The sequence below is a fragment of the Marinomonas foliarum genome (assembly GCF_016906065.1).
Lineage (GTDB): Bacteria > Pseudomonadota > Gammaproteobacteria > Pseudomonadales > Marinomonadaceae > Marinomonas > Marinomonas foliarum.
Map to the genome: position 1 here is coordinate 1,468,919 of NZ_CP070273.1, position 17,002 is coordinate 1,485,920.

At 43.3% G+C, this 17,002-nt stretch carries 15 protein-coding genes; 7 read left to right on the top strand and 8 right to left on the bottom strand.

Annotated features, from left to right (window positions below; all coding sequences use genetic code 11):
* Positions 1 to 12 precede the first annotated feature (12 nt).
* From JSY38_RS06820 to JSY38_RS06835, 4 genes are all read left to right on the top strand, one after another.
* Positions 13 to 1,512: a sugar ABC transporter ATP-binding protein gene (locus JSY38_RS06820; RefSeq protein WP_205116020.1), complete on the top strand. Its 1,500-nt coding sequence runs from the start codon at positions 13 to 15 to the stop codon at positions 1,510 to 1,512.
* Between the two features lie 101 nt (positions 1,513 to 1,613).
* Positions 1,614 to 2,588, top strand: a complete 975-nt coding sequence (locus tag JSY38_RS06825; RefSeq protein WP_205116022.1) for an ABC transporter permease — start codon at positions 1,614 to 1,616, stop codon at positions 2,586 to 2,588.
* Positions 2,589 to 2,692: 104 nt separating this feature from the next.
* Positions 2,693 to 3,661: a substrate-binding domain-containing protein gene (locus JSY38_RS06830; protein WP_205116024.1), complete on the top strand. Its 969-nt coding sequence runs from the start codon at positions 2,693 to 2,695 to the stop codon at positions 3,659 to 3,661.
* Between the two features lie 192 nt (positions 3,662 to 3,853).
* Positions 3,854 to 4,882, top strand: coding sequence for a LacI family DNA-binding transcriptional regulator (locus JSY38_RS06835; RefSeq protein WP_205116026.1), 1,029 nt, complete (start codon positions 3,854 to 3,856; stop codon positions 4,880 to 4,882).
* Between the two features lie 125 nt (positions 4,883 to 5,007).
* On the opposite strand, the gene glmS is transcribed toward JSY38_RS06835, so the two are convergent.
* Complete coding sequence (gene glmS, locus JSY38_RS06840) at positions 5,008 to 6,834, bottom strand: glutamine--fructose-6-phosphate transaminase (isomerizing) (RefSeq protein ID WP_205116028.1); 1,827 nt, start codon at positions 6,832 to 6,834, stop codon at positions 5,008 to 5,010.
* 185 nt (positions 6,835 to 7,019) lie between these two features.
* Positions 7,020 to 8,381 carry a bifunctional UDP-N-acetylglucosamine diphosphorylase/glucosamine-1-phosphate N-acetyltransferase GlmU gene (glmU, locus tag JSY38_RS06845; protein ID WP_205116030.1) on the bottom strand — a complete coding sequence of 454 codons (1,362 nt, stop codon included), beginning with the start codon at positions 8,379 to 8,381 and terminating at the stop codon, positions 7,020 to 7,022.
* Positions 8,382 to 8,677: 296 nt separating this feature from the next.
* Here glmU and JSY38_RS06850 point away from each other — a divergent pair, with 296 nt between their 5' ends.
* Complete coding sequence (locus JSY38_RS06850) at positions 8,678 to 9,232, top strand: MSMEG_1061 family FMN-dependent PPOX-type flavoprotein (RefSeq protein ID WP_205116033.1); 555 nt, start codon at positions 8,678 to 8,680, stop codon at positions 9,230 to 9,232.
* A gap of 18 nt (positions 9,233 to 9,250) precedes the next feature.
* Here the strand turns inward: JSY38_RS06850 and JSY38_RS06855 are convergent, their stop codons facing one another.
* Entirely contained in the window at positions 9,251 to 10,213 is a 963-nt protein-coding gene (locus JSY38_RS06855; protein ID WP_239544401.1) for a LysR family transcriptional regulator, read from the bottom strand.
* Between the two features lie 122 nt (positions 10,214 to 10,335).
* Between JSY38_RS06855 and JSY38_RS06860 the strand changes: the two genes are divergently transcribed.
* Positions 10,336 to 10,929, top strand: a complete 594-nt coding sequence (locus tag JSY38_RS06860; RefSeq protein WP_205116037.1) for an FMN-dependent NADH-azoreductase — start codon at positions 10,336 to 10,338, stop codon at positions 10,927 to 10,929.
* A 163-nt stretch (positions 10,930 to 11,092) separates the two neighbouring features.
* On the opposite strand, the gene JSY38_RS06865 is transcribed toward JSY38_RS06860, so the two are convergent.
* On the bottom strand, positions 11,093 to 13,255 hold the full coding sequence (locus JSY38_RS06865; RefSeq protein WP_205116038.1) for a Tex family protein: 2,163 nt from the start codon (positions 13,253 to 13,255) through the stop codon (positions 11,093 to 11,095).
* Between the two features lie 353 nt (positions 13,256 to 13,608).
* Here JSY38_RS06865 and JSY38_RS06870 point away from each other — a divergent pair, with 353 nt between their 5' ends.
* Complete coding sequence (locus tag JSY38_RS06870; RefSeq protein ID WP_114411698.1) at positions 13,609 to 14,007, top strand: H-NS histone family protein; 399 nt, start codon at positions 13,609 to 13,611, stop codon at positions 14,005 to 14,007.
* Positions 14,008 to 14,112: 105 nt separating this feature from the next.
* Here JSY38_RS06870 and trmB read toward each other — a convergent pair whose 3' ends face one another.
* The 4 genes from trmB to rsd all read right to left on the bottom strand — a co-directional run bounded on the left by trmB (position 14,113) and on the right by rsd (position 16,841).
* Positions 14,113 to 14,820: a tRNA (guanosine(46)-N7)-methyltransferase TrmB gene (gene trmB, locus JSY38_RS06875; protein WP_205116039.1), complete on the bottom strand. Its 708-nt coding sequence runs from the start codon at positions 14,818 to 14,820 to the stop codon at positions 14,113 to 14,115.
* A 142-nt stretch (positions 14,821 to 14,962) separates the two neighbouring features.
* Positions 14,963 to 15,385 (bottom strand): DUF423 domain-containing protein, encoded by a 423-nt coding sequence (locus JSY38_RS06880; RefSeq protein WP_205116040.1) that lies wholly within the window; start codon positions 15,383 to 15,385, stop codon positions 14,963 to 14,965.
* Positions 15,386 to 15,415: 30 nt separating this feature from the next.
* Positions 15,416 to 16,399 (bottom strand): WD40 repeat domain-containing protein, encoded by a 984-nt coding sequence (locus tag JSY38_RS06885; RefSeq protein WP_205116041.1) that lies wholly within the window; start codon positions 16,397 to 16,399, stop codon positions 15,416 to 15,418.
* A complete protein-coding gene (rsd, locus tag JSY38_RS06890; RefSeq protein WP_114411702.1) occupies positions 16,371 to 16,841 on the bottom strand; it encodes a sigma D regulator in 471 nt (156 codons plus the stop codon). The genes JSY38_RS06885 and rsd overlap by 29 nt, the downstream gene beginning before the upstream one ends.
* Positions 16,842 to 17,002: the final 161 nt, after the last annotated feature.

A 17,002-nucleotide genomic window follows, 5' to 3' on the forward strand; every position in this document is an offset into this window, starting at 1 on the left:
GGAGCAATGCTGATGAATGATCCTATTATGCAAATACGTGGCATCGTCAAAGAGTTTTCTGGTGTGCGTGTTTTACACAAAATAACCTTAGACATTTATGCGGGTGAAGTGCTCGGTGTGCTGGGAGAGAATGGCGCTGGAAAATCGACTTTGCTCAAAATTATCAGCGGAATTTATACCAAAACGTCGGGCAGCATTAAGGTCGACGGTGACGAGGTATTGATCCAGTCTACCGCGGATGCAAAGCGCTTAGGCATCGCCATGATACCGCAAGAATTTAATCTAATTAGTAGCCTAAATGTGTTTGAGAACATCTTTCTTGGCAACGAAATTAAAAAGGGCTTTTTCCTTAATAAGTCCGTGATGCGTGACAGAGCCAGCACGCTACTGAAAGAATTAGAAACCAATTTGAGCCCTGATGCCCTGATAGAAAACCTTAGTGTGGCGCAGAAACAAATGGTGGAAATTGCTAAGGCTCTGGTGAATGAATCACGCATTCTTATCATGGATGAGCCCACGACGGTCCTTACGGATCACGAAGTAGAGATCTTTTTCAATTTAGTGGAAAAGCTTAAACAGCGTGGTGTCACCATTATTTTCATTTCTCACAAGCTAAAAGAAGTGAAGTTACTTTGTGATCGTTTGGCAATTTTACGCGACGGCTATCTCGTCAGTGTGGACGATGTATCAGAAATAGATGAAGAAGACATGGCGCGAAAAATGGTGGGGCGTGAGTTAAACCAAATTTATCCCCAGCGTTCGGAGCATACCGATGAAGTGGTTTTGAAAGTCACCAATTTGTCTATCAAAGGGGTATTAGATGACATCAATTTCGACCTCAAAAAGGGCGAAGTTCTTGGCTTTGCAGGATTAATTGGTGCGGGTCGAACCGAGACAGCGGAAGCTGTGATGGGGTTGCGTAAAAAAGATTCTGGTGAAATCGAAATAAATGGTCAAAAGGTGCAGATTAATTCAATCGCTGATGCGGTGTCTTATAACCTCGCCTATTTGTCTGAAGATCGCCAAGGCAAAGGTTTGATCATGAATTTTGATATTCCTAAAAACATTACGCTTATCTCGCTATCTGCTTATGTAAAAGGCCTTATTCAGCATAAAAAAGAGCAGCAAGTTGCTCGTGAATACGTGAAACGCTTCGATATTAAAGCGGCGTCCCTGCATTCAAACTTGGCTAACTTAAGTGGTGGTAATCAGCAGAAAGTTTATCTCTCTAAATGGATGGACACTCAACCTAGCATCCTCATTTTAGATGAACCGACTCGGGGCATCGATGTGAATACCAAAAAAGAAATCTATCACTTTATCCGTTCACTGACCGAGCAAGGTGTATCAATCATTGTGATTTCATCTGAGCTTGAAGAGGTCATGGGCTTATCCCATCGCATCATGGTAATGAGATCTGGCCAAATAATGGGAGAACTCACCGGTGACGCGATAAACGAGAAAGAAATTATGTACTACGCAGCAGGATTAAAAACCATGGCTCAAGCCTAATTTAAACCATTCGTCAGTCGTTAAACGCAACTTAAATAACGTTCCTGTGCTTGTCATAAATTCAGGAACAAAAAAACAATAAAAATACATGAGGATCTACTATGGCCATGTTCGAATTATCGCCCATGATCACACGCCTAAAACGGCTTGATATAGCCACTTACGCGCCTTTTATCGCTTTGCTTTTATTGATTCTGTTTTCTTCCATTGCCAGCGAGCATTTCTTAATGCCACGCAATATTACCAATGTGTTAAGACAGGTTTCTTATACTGGGATTATTGCGCTGGGGATGACGTTCGTCATCATTGCTGGCGGTATTGATTTATCCGTTGGTTCCATGGTTGCTCTGGTTGGTGTGCTCTCTATTATGATCATCAATGGCGCTGGGGACGGTTGGTGGGCAGTTGCCATGGCTGTTTCTTCCGCTATTGCTCTGGGTGGTGTATTTGGCGCAATAAACGGACTGGTCATTACACGCGGTAAAGTCGCGTCATTCATCGCAACCCTAGCCACCATGTCTATTTTCCGATCCATGACTCTGTACATAAGTGATGCAGGCGAAATGGTATCTGAAAATCAACACTTTGCAGATATTGGCGGCGGTTACTTATGGGCAATTCCCTACCCTGTTTGGATCTTTCTATTGCTGGCTGTTGCTTACCATATTTTATTGAAACACAGCGCGTTCGGTCGCCACGTCTGCGCCGTTGGATCGAATGCAAAAGTCGCTTCTTACTCTGCCATTAAAGTTCGCTGGGTGTATTTCCTGACCTTTGTCATCGCTGGGGTATCGGTTGGTATATCAGCAGTGCTATTGGCGTCTCGTTTAAATTCCGTTAGCCCTGGTGACGCAGGCCTATTTTATGAATTAGACGCTATTGCTGCGGTGGTCATTGGCGGAACGGCATTATCTGGCGGTAAAGGCACTATTTGGGGCACCGTTATTGGTGCGATCATTTTAGGCATTATCAATAACATGCTGAACTTAATGGGCATATCGCCTTATCTACAAGGCATGGTAAAAGGTCTCGTTATTCTGACAGCGGTTCTCGTGCAATTTAAAGGCGACCGTTAAAAGCTTAGTTTTTCTCACTATGTGAAACATAAGAAGAAAAACAAGAATCCGAGCAGAACCCATGTTTTGCTCGCTATTAAATCAATGTAAAACGGAGAAAATCCATGAAATATAACAATAAAATCATGAGACTAATCGCAGTATTTACTATGCTATTTGCCTTTGTTGGCACAAGCTATGCCGCGAAATATAAAGTTGGTGTTAGTGTGCCATCTGCTGATCACGGCTGGACAGCCGGCTTACTGTGGTGGGCTAATAAAGCTGCGGCCGATTTCGAAGCAGAAGACAAAGATGTAGAATTTTTTGTTGTCGCTTCAAGCTCTGGCTCAAAACAAGTCGGTGACGTGGAAGATCTGATGATCAAGGGCATTAATGCTTTGGTTATTCTTCCTCATAACCCAGCAACCTTACAAAAAGTTATTGAAGAAGCCTACGACGACGGCATTTACACTGTCGTTGTCGACCGTGAACTGGCCCATCCGGCTCAAAATGTCTTTATTGCGGGTGACAATGCAGGTCTAGGCCGTGTTGGTGGACAATGGTTAGCCAAAGAGATGTCAGGTAAAGGCAACGTTGTCGTGATTGAGGGTTTGCAGATTCCTATCAATAAACAACGTGTCGATGCATTCAACGAAGTAATGGCCGATTACCCAAATATCAAAATCCTTGACTCTCAGCCTGGTGATTGGTCTACACAGAAAGCGCTATCCGTAATGGAAAACTTCTTACAAAAGCACCCTAAAATTGATGCGGTTTGGTGCCAAGATGACGACATGCTAAAAGGTGTTTTAAAAGCCATTGAAGAGTCTGGTCGTACTGATATCAAAACCGTTCTAGGCGGTGCTGGTTCTAAAGATATTCTGGAAATGATTCAGCATGAAAGCAAAATGGTACGTGCTACTGTAACCTATAGCCCATCAATGATTGCATCTGGTGTTGCTCTAGCGGTACATGGCGTTAAGAACGAAAAAATTGGCCATCTATACCACGAGCCTTCTCGTGTTATTCTTGGGGCTGATTTGGTGACTAAAGAAAACGTTGCGGATTATTACTTTGAAGATGCCGCATACTAAGAGGCATATCAATGCTGCGCCATTAGAGCTTTTGCTCTAATGGCGTTTCCCTAACAATCCTAATTTTCATAGAGAATAGCCGCTGTGTATAGACAGAGAGTTTGGTAAGATATGCAATCATTCAAACTCGCTTTTAAAAGGCTATGCAATTGAGCGCTACTATTCTTTATTTCTTCTTTGTTTTGGACGCTTATGGCCACTGTTAAAGATGTAGCAAAGTTAGCAGGCGTATCCACTGCAACCGTGTCTAGAGCATTAGCTAACCCTGAAGTGGTGTCACCGACTACTCGAAAAAAAGTAGAAAAAGCAGCCTCTGAAGTCGGTTATTCCCCCAATGGCCTTGCTCGAAGCCTACGAAAAAGTGAGTCAAAAACTATTGCTGTTGTCTTGCCTAACATAGACAGTACTTTTTTTTCCGACGTTGTTCATGGTATCGAAGCGCTTGCCCATAAATATGGCTACAAGCTACTCATTGGTGACGCTGGTAATGAGTCATCACGACTCCGTAGTTATTTTGATTTGTTCGAAAGCAAACAGGTAGATGGCATTTTATCTCTTTCTTCTGATGTGCCTGAATCTATGATTGTTAATAGCGCTGGCGAAGTTAAACTTCCTATTGTTATCGCTGGTGAATACTTTTCTGATATTCCTGTACCAACCGTACACATCGACAATCATTACAGCGCTAAAAAAGGCGTTGAATATTTAATTATGATGGGGCACTACAAAATAGCCTGCATCACAGGAAAAAGAAGTAACGCTACTTATAACGCTCGGGTAAATGGCCATAATGAAATAATGAAGAAGTGGAAAATCCCGCCTATGGATAACTACATTCTTGAATGCGACCTTTCTTATATCGCCGGATACAATCTGGGAAAACAGCTTTTATCGCTCGCTAATAAACCATCCGCCATTGTTTGTCACAGCGACGAGGCGGCCATTGGTGTGTTAAAAATAGCCAGAGAAATGAATATACCTGTGCCGAGTGAATTGTCAGTCATTGGCTTTGACAACCTAGCTTTGAGCGAATATTGCGTCCCTGAACTCACCACCATCCATCAGCCGAGACAACTCATTGGTGAAACATCGATGAAACTGCTACTTGATATTTTGGAGGGAAGAAAACCTAATCCTGAAATGACACTGCCGACACAACTCATTGTACGAGAAAGTTCCTGCCCTCCTCCTGTCGACCAACGCTTACAAATAGATTTGTAGCCTAAACGGCAGAAGTGTTTGTAGAAATAAAAGCAAAGAGAAACAAAGGCTGTTTATAAGCCCTTGTATTTCTCTCATACTTATTTTTCTAGCACTTATTTTTTAATAAGTATTTCTTATTCCAATCACTCCACTGTCACCGATTTCGCTAGGTTGCGCGGCTGATCTACGTCTGTACCTTTCACAACAGCAACGTGGTAAGACAACAACTGCAGTGGAATGGTATGAACAATCGGCTCTAGTATGCTGTCTACTTTTGGTACTTCTGTGAAGATGATGTTGTCTTCATTATGAAGGTCAGTATCTTTATCAGCAAAGACGTACAGTTCACCACCGCGGGCGGCGACTTCTTGTAGATTTGACTTAAGCTTGTCCAACATGTCGTTGTGTGGAACCAAGGCAATAATCGGCATGTCTTCATCAACTAATGCCAATGGTCCATGTTTTAGCTCGCCTGCTGGGTAAGCTTCGGCGTGAATATAAGAAATCTCTTTCAGCTTTAACGAACCTTCCAGTGCAATTGGGAACATGGTGCCGCGCCCCAAGAATAGTGCATTGGTTTTATTCGCAAATCGATCCGCTACTTTTTTAATGTGAGCGTCAGCCAATAAAGCGTCATTCACATAGGCAGGCAAAGAGCGCATAGCTTGCACAAGCTCTTTTTCTTTCTCAGCAGACAAGCCATTTTCAACCGCAATCGCTACACTGGTAATCAATAATGCTGTTAGCTGAGTTGTAAAGGCTTTGGTTGATGCCACGCCAATTTCTGGACCAGCATTGGTTAATAAAGTAAGCGCTGACTCACGTACTAGCGTACTAGATGGGACGTTACAAATAGCCAGTGTCGTCAAATAACCCAGTTCTTTTGCCATACGTAATGCGGCTAAAGTGTCGGCTGTTTCGCCCGATTGAGATAAGGTCAAAAACAAGGTTTTCTTGGGCACTGCTACTTTGCGATAGCGATATTCACTGGCTACTTCAACGGTACATGGCAGTCCAGCCAAATCCTCGATCCAGTATTTTGCCACCATGCCTGCATGGTAGCTGGTGCCACAGGCAACGATATGAACATTTTCAACTTCTTTTAAGAAACCAGAATCAACCCCAAAGCAGCTAGTAAGTACTTTGGTTTCGCTGATGCGGCCTTCTAAACACGCACTAATCACTTTCGGTTGTTCGTAGATTTCTTTCATCATGTAATGACGAAATTCGCCTTTGTCTGTGGCATCTACATTGTGGTTAAACACGCTAATTGGTCGGTCTTGCAATTCGCCTTTTGCATCATAGATAGAGACTTGATCACGGCTAACTTCGGCGACATCGCCCTCTTCTAAGAAGATGAATTGGTCGGTAACGTGTAACAAAGCAAGCTGGTCAGATGCGACAAAGTTTTCTTCGATGCCAACCCCAACAACAAGTGGACTGCCTTTTCGAGCCGCTATAAAGCGTTCGTTATCGTCTTTTTGAACCACGCCAATCGCAAATGCACCATGCAGCTTTGTTAATGCAGCTTGTACCGCTTTCAGTAAGTCTGGCTGTGTTTTCATTGCATCGTGAATAAGGTGAACGATGACTTCGGTGTCTGTTTCGGATTTGAACTCATAGCCTTTGGCTTTTAATTCACGACGCAGAGGCTCGTGATTTTCGATAATGCCGTTATGCACTAGTGCAAGATCGTCACCAGAGAAATGCGGGTGTGCATTCGCTTCTGTTGGTTTACCATGGGTCGCCCAACGAGTATGTGCGATGCCTATTTTTCCATCTAATGGCACAGCTTCAAACTTGTCTTTTAGCGCTTGAACTTTGCCTACTGCTCGGTGCGAATAAACACCTTCTTCGTTGTTAATCGCAACACCGGAAGAGTCATAACCACGGTATTCAAGACGACTTAGGCCTTCGATTAAAATTTTTGATACGTTACGACGTGCAATGGCACCAACTATTCCGCACATGAGTGAGTCCTTTTTTTCTGTGAAAAAAGGGGTCAGATCCCTTAAAATTAATAATAAATAGTCTAATTATGAGTGTTCTTTTAAAGGGATCTGACCCCTTTTCTATTCACAATCGTGGCGTGGCTATAATTATTAGCGCCGCAAGCGGCGAGGAATTACACCCAAAGAGATTAAAAGCTAAAACGTTATTTTTTAGTGGGCCTAGGCCAATTGTCTTTATTGGTCTGTCGTGCTCTGGCGAACGCTAACTGCTTCTCACCAACTTGTTTTGTAATAGTCGAGCCGGCAGCGATCGTTGCGCCTTCTGCCACTTGAACGGGTGCAACTAGTGAGGAGTTAGATCCGATGAATACGTTATCGGCTACTTGCGTCTTATGTTTATTAACGCCATCATAATTACAAGTAATGGTACCTGCGCCCACGTTTACGTTGGCTCCCATTTCGGTGTCGCCAATGTAGCTCAAGTGGTTTACTTTACTACCTTCTCCAATAATGGCCTTTTTCGTTTCAACAAAATTACCAATTTTAGCCTTGTTGGCCAATTGAGTTCCTGGACGTAAGCGCGCAAATGGCCCGATGTCGCAAGATTCACCAATCTGACTGTCTTCTATCAGAGTGTTGCTTTTTATGATGGTATTATCGCCCACAGTGCAATTTTTAAGGTGACAATTTGGTCCAACTTCCACACCAGTACCCAATACAACTTTGCCTTCAAAGACACAGTTCACATCGATAATGACATCGTTTCCAGTGACTAGCTCGCCACGAACATCAATACGAGATGGGTCAAATAAAGTCGCACCATTTTGCATAAGACTGATAGCTTGCTGACTCTGTAACTCTCGCTCTAATGCTGCAAGCTGGACACGATCATTTACTCCGGCCACTTCGGCTTCGCTTTCTGGGTTAACAGTAACAATCTCAACACCGTCACGTGCCGCCATGGCAATCACGTCAGTTAGGTAATATTCACCTTGCGCATTGTTGTTTGTTAAAGCAGCAAGCCAGCTCTGAAGGTGTGCATTAGGTGCCAATAGGATGCCTGTATTGACTTCTTTAATAGCAAGCTCACTTTCTGAGGCGTCTTTTTGTTCTACAATAGCGGTAACCTTGTCTTGCTCATTACGCACGATACGCCCGTATCCTGTTGGATTATCGAGAGAAATCGTTAATAAAACCAAGGTGTTAGCATTCGAAAGTGCAGTCATTTTTTCTAATGTACTGGCACGTATAAGCGGCACATCACCATATAAAGTTAATGTCGCGCCATCATCTTGCAGGAAAGGGGCAACGCGGCGTAATGCATCACCAGTACCTTGCGGGTCATTTTGCCAAACAATATTGGCTGAAAAATCCTGACAATTTGCTTCGACCTGTTCACCTTGGTGTCCAACAACGAGATGTAATTTCGAATCCGCCAATGTACCTGCGGTTGTCAGCACTCTTCTTACCATAGAGATACCACCTACTTTATGCAGCACCTTGGAAAATGCGGATTTCATTCGGCTACCCTTTCCGGCAGCAAGAATTACGATGTCCTGAGTCATGAAGCGTCCTTGTGTTGGCGTCTTTGAATAATGAAAATTTTAGGATGGGAGCCATTAGACCTTTTTGCAAAAAACGCTACAACCCAAATTGTCATAAAAAAAATGACAATTTCCATAAAAAAATATAAATCGATGATTTTCAAGGCATCTACTCGAGTCAGCAATCGATATTGTCAGAGAAATATCAATCTGACGGCGAGAGGTTACATTACGGCGCTAGCAGTATAAAATACCGCTCAATATTAATAGTAACCATTATCAATGTTTTGCCAAACCATCAACAATAAAGGACAAGCATGAGTAAACTCAGCGAACCACAACAACTTGATGCACTTTATAAAGAGGCGCACCCTTTAGCATTAAAAAAAGAAATTGATGCGTTAGAGCAACACTCCATCACCTTTATAGAGCATTGTCCTTTTATCATCATGTCAACATCTGACGAAAACGGCTTCGCGGATGTATCGCCTCGCGGTGGGGACGCTGGATTTATTAAGGTTCTAGATTCTAATACGATCGCTTTTTCAGATCTTCCTGGTAACAATCGCCTAGACAGCCTAAGAAACATCGTGGAACGCCCTGAAGTTGGGCTGCTGTTTATGATCCCTGGAATTGGTGAGGTGGTTCGCATAAAAGGCACTGCAAGCCTACACACCGACAAGGACTCACTTGAGCTGTTTTCTGAAGATAACAAACCGCCAAAGTTAGTCGTTAAAATACAAGTGCGTAAATTACTGTTTCACTGCCCTAAAGCGATTGCCGTTGCCAAGCTTTGGAGCGAAGAGAACAAAGTAGAACGCTCTTTCTTGCCTTCATTATTGACTATCATTCAAGACCAAGTCCCAGAGTAACTGGGACTTGAGTTGATATCACGATAATGATGATGAGACTTTGCGGCTTGGGCATGCATTGCATTCCGCCTGAAGAAGTTCAACCAGAAGCCTAGTCGCGGGGCCTGTTCGCTCACCTTTGCCGAAGATGGCATACATGTGAAAATTTCGTTCACTGCCAGAGGTCAGTTTTAGCTTTTGCAGCTTTCCACTTTGCAGTGCGTATTCCAAATCTGCCTTTGGCAGCCAGGCAAAACCTATGCCACTGGTCACAATCTCTAAAGCAGACTGCACGCTCGATACTGTCCAGCGACGATCCGTCCCTAACCAACCCGCATCAACAGAAGTTTCAGAGGCGGAATCACGAATGACGATCTGCAGTTCTCGGCTCAGGCGCTCATTATTAATAGGCTCTACTTCTTGTAGCAATGGATGACTGCTCGCCGCGACAGCGATCATTTCCACTTCCACAATAGGGTCCGCAAGATAACCTTTCGGAACAATGCTACTGAGCACTAAATCAGGGCTACCTTTTCTAAGAGCCTCTTCACCCCCACTCAATACCGCTTCTTTTAGCTGAACTTGTGTGCCTTGGCTTTGCGGTTCGAATGCTTGCAGTGCTCGCAACAGAGCCGGAGTTGGAAACGCTTGATCCACAACCAATTCCAATTCTGGCTCCCAACCTTGGCCTAATGTATGGGCCAGTTCTTCCAGGTCCACCGCCTCTTTTATTAAATGGCGAGACCGACGCAATAGCACTTCACCCCGCTCTGTCAGTTTGGCCTTGCGCCCTTCAATAATTAGCAGCGGATAACCAAGTTGCTCTTGAAGCTTCGCTACTGTGTAGCTCACTGAAGACTGGCTTTTGTGTAACGCTTCGGCTGCTTGGGCAAAGCCGCCTTTATCAACAACTGATTGCAGCACTCGCCATTGTTCTAGGGTTACTCTCGGAGCTTTCAAGGCCATTCTCGCTTTAAAATAGGATGAAACAATGTATCGCATTTTTCGATCAATATCCCCAAAAAATGTCACTTTTTTATCGAATATATTGGTTATATGATAGCGCTATTAATCAATAAACAGCGCCTTTAAGGCTCTTAACCCTTATTACGGAGAATCAAAACATGGCTACATTATTACGTATCGACTCTAGTGCTTCTGGCGAAAATTCAAAATCACGTCAACTAGCAAATGAATTTGTTGAAAACTGGTTAGCAAAAAACCCAGGTGGCAAGGTTGTTGTTCGTGATGTTGATGCGAATCCACTTCCACATTTTACGAGTGAAACTTTGGGTGCATTGTTTACACCGGAAGAAAACCGCACTGCTGAGCAAAAAGCCATTGTTGCGATTGGTGATGAGCTTATTAGCGAAATCGAAGCGGCTGATGTTGTGACGGTTTCTGCACCTATGTATAACTTCGGTATTCCTTCTACATTGAAGTCTTACTTTGACTACATCGCTCGCGCTGGTCGTACTTTCCAATACACTGAAACTGGCCCAGTTGGTTTGCTTAACAAAGATGCTTACGTTTTCGTTGCAAGCGGTAGCTTCTTGGCAGAAACGCCAATGGATCACCAAGTTCCTTACCTAAACACTTTCTTAGGTTTTGTTGGCATCACTGTAAAAGAAACCTTCATTGCTGGTGGCCAAGCACTTGGCGAGCCTGGTGAAGAATCTTTCAATAAAGCAAAAGCAAAAATTGCTTCTGCGGCTTAAATTAATAGTCCAACGCAATCCCTAAAAAAACCGATTAGTACGCTAATCGGTTTTTTTTTGCCTAGATTTACATCATGACACCAACACCAACCCGCCCCGTAGGTCAAATGAGACGAGGAACGAGGCGCTTACTTGAAAAAAGTGACGTTCATAAGCATCTCTCTTAAAGCCCATTGGCTTTCAACGCGATTCGTTTACGCTGTATATCCACTTCTATCACGGTGACATTAACCACTTGCCCCACTCGCACTAGCTCTCTTGGGTCTTTCACAAACCGGTTAGCAAGCTGCGAGATATGAATTAAGCCATCTTGGTGTACCCCGAGGTCTACAAAGGCGCCAAACGCCGCTACATTCGTCACAACACCTTCTAATGTCATACCTTCCTGTACATCTTCAAGTTTCTGAATACTGTGATCAAAAGACGCATAGCGAAATTCTGGACGCGGATCTCGGCCAGGTTTGGCCAGCTCAGCCAAAATATCAGAGTAGGTAAAATCGCCAGCTTGCGCAAAACTGGGCGCTAACTGTTTTAGTTGCTGTAAAGCTTGGGCATTGTTCAAAAGGTTATTGGCTTTGAGAGAAACTTGTTCAGCCATTTTTTTCACCAATGGATAGGATTCAGGGTGCACGCCAGACTGGTCTAAGGCTTCTTTGCCATTGAGTATTCTTAAAAAACCAGCGCACTGCTCGAAGCATTTATCACCAATGCCTTTTATCTTTAATAGCTCACTTCTCGATTCAATTCGCCCTTTTTGCTGACGATAATCTACAATATTTTGCGCTAATCGATTGGTTAAGCCTGAAACATAAGATAGTAAGGAAACCGACGCTAAGTTGATATCCACCCCTACTCGGTTCACACAGTCTTCCACAACATTGGCGAGCGATTTTGATAACAGTGTTACTTTAACGTCATGTTGATATTGCCCAACGCCAATGGCTTGCGGGTCTATTTTTACCAATTCGGCCAACGGATCCTGAAAACGCCTAGCAATCGATACCGCACCACGAATAGTGACATCTAAATCTGGAAATTCTTGAATCGCAATGGGCGATGCTGAATAGACAGAGGCTCCTGCTTCACTAACTACAATCGCACGACAGTCTAGCTCTTGCTCCGCAATCAAAGCTTTGATCAAAGTCTCAGTCTCTCGTGAGGCGGTGCCATTACCTATTGCCGCCCAAGTAATACGGTGCTTGTTTATAAGCGCCAATAACCGAGCGTTTGCTTCTTGTGTCTTGTTCTGCGGACCATGAGGATAAATAACACCATGATCTAATACATTGCCTTGCTCATCAATTACCGCTAGTTTCACACCATTACGGAAACCAGGGTCAACTCCCAGTACTCGGTAAGCACCCGCTGGCGCGGCCATTAGTAAATCTTGAAGGTTATCAGCAAATACCTGAATAGCACCTTCTTCTGCTCGCTCTTTCAATTGCGCTAATACATCACTTTCTAGTTTGGAAAGAAGCTTCTTATCCCATGCGATATTTAAATAACGTCGTTGTACAGAAGTTGGTCGATGCGATTCAGATTGTTGATGATCCAGCAATTGGTTTAAATGGGGGAACATTAAGCTATCGGGATAAGAATCTCCGCTTTTTAAGACCATACTAAGCTTTAATATAGCCTCTTTTTTTCCTCGAAATAGTGCCAGTAATCGATGGGGTGGCACTTTATTTATGTCTTCTTGGTAATCAAAATAGTCTCGGAATTTTTCACCTACTTCTTTTTTACCTCGCAATACTCGGCTGACTAAACGACCATTTTTGAGTAACTCTGCACGTCCTTGTTTTAGAACATCGCTGTCACTTGAAATAGCGTCACTCAATATTTCAATTACACCTTCTAGTGCTGATTCAGCCGACATTTTAATTTTATTTTGTCTATTCCAAGCTTCGATTGCAGATACACTGTCAGACCTTTCTCCCGACCAAACCAAGGCTGCTAATGGCTGCAAGCCTTGCTCTCTTGCTTCATCCGCTTTTGTTTTGCGTGCTTTTTTGAAGGGGGCATACAAATCTTCCAATTCATTTTTTGACGTGGCATTTTGTATTTTCCGCCTTACTATATCAGTGACATTTGAATCGTCAGCTAATAAGGAAAGAATGCTTTCTTTTCGTTTTTTTAATTCGACTAAGTATTGCCACCTATCAAAAAAAGCACGTAAATCCATATCGCTCATACCACCAGTGCTTTCTTTTCTATAGCGAGCAATGAAAGGCACTGTCGCGCCTTCTTCAAATAACTTAATGATGTTATTGCTGTATTTTTTTAATATAGAAAATTCTGCGCTTAAGTTATCCTGTATAGAATTCATTTATTACCCTATTATTTACACTTTTATAACAGTCTAAGAACATTATTTGATTAGCATGTTAGGTTATTTTTTATTAAAATCCACACACAAACTTGAAATAGTATAGAATCACGCCACAATATAATGACAGTAATTCAACATCTTCTTAAATATTGAATTAGCGTCATTAGAAGATAGAAAGTCATCACTTGTCTGAGTTTTAATTCATGAACAAGAGTAAACGACGCTGCTTTTTATTAAAAGGTAACGTGTTTTGACTGCCGATTTTACCACACCACTGTGTGTAATAGATGGATCTCTTTTTCAATGCAGGACCACACAATCAGTTCTTAACAGATAGATAGGGGACACCAATGAGTTTATTAGTTGAATTAGCAGGCAACAAAGCGAAAGCTCGCGCTGCTGGTAAAGAATTAAGCGTTGCTCAGCTTGAAAACCTAATTGCAGGCTTCACTAATGCGCTTGAGAAAGCGAAAGAAGAAGAAGCGGCACGCGAAGCTGAGCAAGCACTGAAATCTGCTCGCGCAGAAGAAATTGCTAGCCTGATCGCTAAAAGCGGCTTAACAATGGAAGAAGTTGCACTTTTAACTACGCCAAAAGCTGGCGCGACAAAAGGCAAAACTGTAGAGCCTAAATACCGTCTAGTTGTTGCTGGTGAAACTCACGAGTGGACTGGCCGTGGCCGCACACCAAAAGTATTCCAAGAATACTTTGACGCTGGCAACAGCCGTGAGAGCGTAGAAATCAAATAATATTTGATTCTCAACTTTCGAATAATAAAAAAGCGACCTAGGGTCGCTTTTTTATTAGCTAAGTATTAAAAGCGGAATTCTAATTTAGTACTTTTAATGCTTAGTTTATAATTTTGAATAAATCAAATCCCAAACACCGTGACCTAAACGCTCGCCACGTTGTTCAAATTTAGTCAAAGGTCGCCATTCAGGACGCGGATGATAAAGTCCTTTGCCAGCGGCATTTTGATAGCCTTCTTCAGCCTCCATCACTTCCATCATATGCTCTGCATAGGGCTGCCAATCGGTTGCCATATGAAAAAGACCACCCTCTTTTAAGACATTTGCCACTTGCTGAGCAAACAATGACTGTACAATACGACGCTTGTTGTGTTTCTTTTTATGCCAAGGATCTGGAAAAAACAGCTGGAATCCGCTTGCAGTGTTTTGCGGTAAGCAATTTGCCATCACCTCAATGGCGTCATCACAGTACACACGCAAATTGGTAACACCTTCCTCTTTCGCTAGCATCATCAACTTGGCAACACCTGGCGGGTGGACTTCAATACCGATAAAGTCTTTTTCTGGTGCATTCTTTGCCATTTCGACCAGAGATGCTCCCATGCCAAAACCTACCTCGATCACCACATCAGATTCACGATTAAATACACTTGTGTAGTCAATTCGGCCATCAGCAAGGTTTAAACCGTATACGACCCAGTTTGCGTCATAGTTCTTTTGCTGGCCTTCGGTCATGCGACCACCACGTACCACAAAGCTTCTGATGGTGCGTTTGTGACTTGGTTCTTGTATTTCTGTGTCTTGCTCTTGCATGATTTCGTATCGCTTAGCTTAAATATGTTCGATTTGAATGGGCATATTTATCAATATTTGATAATACACAACACCCACTGTAAATTTTGGACGCAATACTACCCGAAAACCCCAAATCTGTCCTGTTTTGTCAGATCAAAAATTAGGCTTGATGCTGAGTTGAGCGCCATAAACTTAATGCGAATAAGCACCAAGCCAATAAATAACAAAAACCACCTATCGGCGTTATTGCCCCTAAATAAGTATGACCAGTCAATGCCATGATATATAAGCTGCCAGCAAAAAAGAGATTACCTAAAGAAAATAATATCAGCACGCGTTTACAAGATGACAAAAGGGATGACAGCGCAACGACCAACAAACCAGCCAAGGCGTGATACATTAAATACTGACTCGCTGTGTGCCACCAGCCAAGCGCTTTAGCATCAAGAATTGCAGTTAAAGCATGAGCTCCAAATGCACCAGCTGCAACAGAAATAGCGGCTTGGATAGCAAACAGGGCGCCCCACTTGGACAGCGCCTTCTGAGTTATTGGGAAAATAGAAGGTCTGTTTTTATCGGTCATTGCTATCGGACTTATAGTTTAATGAAAGGGTCATTCTAATATGTTCAAAAAGCCATTACTGCCAATGGCGTAGTATCGATTGTCAGATCCATGCGCAAGCGCTAGGACGCTAGAACCGGTAAGCCGAGCATTCTCTTGCACAACATCCCATTCTTTCTGCACAGTTCCAGTACTCACCTGAACCAAGGAAACTCGCCCTGTCACCTCACCAAGAAGAATCGACCTGTCGTCTTGGGAGAAAGCCGCCTGACTAATAGTGACATTACGGTACTTTAACGCTCCTGTGTCTATTTTTGTCAGCTCTTGCCCTGTTCTTGTCGACCAAATTTTGGCGTTACCAAGTTGAGCTGCACCAAAGGCGTATTTTCCATCTGCAGATAGCGCCACGCTAGCGATCGCATTATCTAAAGGCCACTCGTACTTTTTCTCGCCGGTTTGCATATCCCACAGAATCACTTTGGACAAGTCATCCCCTGTAATACCTAATAGACCATCTGATGTGACATCGACTGCTCGAACCGTTGAGCTAGTTCGTAATGTCTGTCTGATGCCACCTTGTTTAATGTCAAAATAACGAGCAGTTTGGTCATTTAAGCCAACCAGTGCAAAATCGCCATTTTGGGTAAGTTTTAGCGACTGTATATCACCAGGCGTTGTCCAAAAACCATCAGACTTACCGGTTGTCGTATCCCACAGAACCAAGGAGCGACCGCCACCCGTCGCGGCAAATTGCCCACTAGGGTCAATATCCACTCCCAACAATGTCGTATATTCATTTGGCGCATGATTCCAGTTAAATCGACGCTCGTTAATTGCGTTTACCCAATAACTGCCGCCATGTTGAATAGAACCAATTAAAGCGGCTGAGCCGTCATCACTCAAGACAGCAGCATGCAGCCCCTGCACAGCGTATTTTGCCGTTCGGACTGGGGCCTCTGCCGAGCAAGACAAAAGCGCTATTGAGCAGAAAGCGATTACCCCCAGCTCAAGCGTTTTTTTCACTGTGCGCTTCATGTAATTCCTTGATCAACTGATCTTCATATTCGAATCGCTCAGCCATGACCACAGCCAATGCTTGCAATGAAAAAGGCAACGCTTCTAGCTGCTCGTTACAGTGCTCTTTGGTGTCGTATTTATCATTAAATTCGATAGCAATTTCGGTAGTGCTGTCTATTTGAGGCAGTAATTCACGTAATAGCACCACAGCAGCATCATCGCGAAACTCTTTCGCTTCTATAGCCAGCTGCTCATAAACCGTGAAATGTCCCACTGAAACATAATCTACCAGCAACTCACAAAATGATTGGATCTTTGGTGTATCAGTCGGCGTAAATTCTCCACGCTCTCGCAAGTACACTCCCAACTCAAGCAGCTGTCGGCGCTGTGCTAACCAACGATCAATAATGACATGAACTCCGCCCCAGCGCTCTTGGGCTGTTTTACAACCTTCTAACATATGCAGACTCCATTAGGCGTTAATTATTATTTCTATCTTTTCTAAAGCATATTCCGATACACCCCCCCCTGCAAGACGATAGTCAGAGGAATTTGTAACGTTTTTAGAGGGAGAAATAGGATCCCCCCCCCTCCATCACTTTGCTAAAAGCTGCGCCAAAA